General features: G+C 64.1%; 2 protein-coding genes. Both read right to left on the bottom strand.

All coding sequences use genetic code 11. The features are described from left to right. Positions 1-96: 96 nt before the first annotated feature. Positions 97-1,044, bottom strand: a complete 948-nt coding sequence (locus tag AC5RWX_RS33400; protein ID WP_494100442.1) for an SRPBCC family protein — start codon at positions 1,042-1,044, stop codon at positions 97-99. Positions 1,045-1,165: 121 nt separating this feature from the next. Continuing rightward, positions 1,166-1,345: hypothetical protein (locus AC5RWX_RS33395; RefSeq protein ID WP_494100441.1), on the bottom strand; the 180-nt coding region annotated here is incomplete at its 5' end.

The following is a 1,345-nucleotide window of genomic DNA, read 5'->3' as shown; positions in this document are numbered from 1 at the left end:
AGGAGGTGGGCGGCGCTTTCGTAATGTCCGATATCCGACGCCGGAGCCCTGCCTTAGCGGTAAGCCTCAGCCATGTCCGGCGCCGGTACGTCCCGGTTAGTGCTGGCCGAGGTTCCCGCCAACGGGAGGGAGGCCACCGTCAGGCCGGCGGTCGTCTTCGCGGCGTTCCCCGGCACTCAGGTTCTCGCCCTCGACGGTCTCATCGGACTCACCGGTGGTGTCCACCAGGCCGTTCGTCTGGTCGAAGGCATGGCCGATCCTGTCATCGCCCAGGTCGGCGACCGAACCGGTGGAGCCCGCTGCCGCCGTCGTGCCAACCGTTGTCCCGGTGCCTGCGGTGCCTATGGTCTCTGTCGTTGTGTCCGTCGGGATGGGCGTAACGGTGACTGGCTCGCCGGGAACCACTGGAGTTACCGTTTCATCGGCAGCCGTAACGGTTTCCTTGTTGCCGCTGGCTGCCATGGCTGCTGCTGCGCCGGCTGCCGCGGCGACGCCCAGGCCTGCCGCTACCTTGCCGGAGATGCCGGCTTTACCGGAGTCGCCACGCGATCCTGCTGCGTCCTCGACGCCGGGCGTGCCTGCGGGTGCTCCGGAGCTGACGCTGCCGCGCCATGCTCCGCTGGCGTAGCCCTCGTCCTCGATGAATTCCTTGAACCGCTGCAGGTCTGCCTCGGCTTGACGGTCCACAACGTTGAGCTTGTCGCCCACCTTCTCGATGATGCCTTCGGGCTCGTATTCAAGCGTCAGCTGGAGGGAGGTCTGGCCGCCGCCAATGTCCTCGAACTCGATTGCGCCGGCGTTCGTGGCACCTTCCGTGGCGGCCCAGGCCACCCTGCGGTCGGGGATCTGCTCCAGAATCTTGGCTTCCCACTGCCGGCGGACGCCGCCGATCTCGGCCACCCACTCCAGTCGGTCGTCACTGAGCTGCGTAACGCTCTTAACGCCGCCCATGAAGTGCGGGAAATCCTCGAACTGGGTCCACTGGTTGTAAGCGGTGCTTACCGGTACGTTCACCAGAATGCGTTTTTCCACCTTCGTGCTCATAACGTCTCCTTCGCTGTTTACCGGAAGCTGATGAGCCGTAAAAATCATCAGCATGCTTACCAACATACCTTTTGGACGGGCCAGTTTCCAGAGCCAGGAAAAACGACGGCGGCAGCGGGCGCTAGCAGCACCTTCCGTAGAAGGGCTGTTCAGGGTTGTCCAAGAGGCCGCCGTAAGGTGGTATTCCCTCGCCGCTTTGGCGGTTTTTTCGTGCCGTGGAGCTGTAGTTCTCGCCTTCGGCGGTCTCGTCCGTTGTAGGGCCGCGGTTCGGTGGTAGGTTCTGCAGTTGCCGCAGTCCCTG

This window comes from Arthrobacter sp. SPT-J7 (assembly GCF_059089965.1).
The sequence above is the reverse complement of the archived record's forward strand: the minus strand, read 5'-3'. Positions and strand labels throughout refer to the sequence as shown.